The following is a 238-nucleotide window of genomic DNA, read 5'->3' as shown; positions in this document are numbered from 1 at the left end:
GGTTTTGACTATATGGATCGCAAATATTTACTCGCCATAATTGAAAAATTTATGGGCGGCCCTGTCGGGCTCGACAATGTAGCGGCTGCTATTGGTGAAGAGCGTGAAACAATTGAAGATGTGATAGAACCATTTTTGATCCAGCAAGGATTTATTCAGCGCACTCCACGCGGGCGAATAGTCTCTGATAGCGCATACCATCATTTCGGTTTACTTCCTAAAAAAGACTAGCCTATAC

General features: G+C 43.3%; 1 protein-coding gene. It reads left to right on the top strand.

Annotated features, from left to right (window positions below; translation table 11 throughout):
* Positions 1–231: Holliday junction DNA helicase RuvB C-terminal domain-containing protein (locus AAEY83_RS18350; protein WP_351061556.1), on the top strand; the 231-nt coding region annotated here is incomplete at its 5' end.
* Positions 232–238 lie beyond the last annotated feature (7 nt).

It is taken from the genome of Psychrobacter sp. TB20-MNA-CIBAN-0197 (genome assembly GCF_040309765.1).
GTDB lineage: Bacteria > Pseudomonadota > Gammaproteobacteria > Pseudomonadales > Moraxellaceae > Psychrobacter > Psychrobacter submarinus.
The sequence above is the reverse complement of the archived record's forward strand: the minus strand, read 5'-3'. Positions and strand labels throughout refer to the sequence as shown.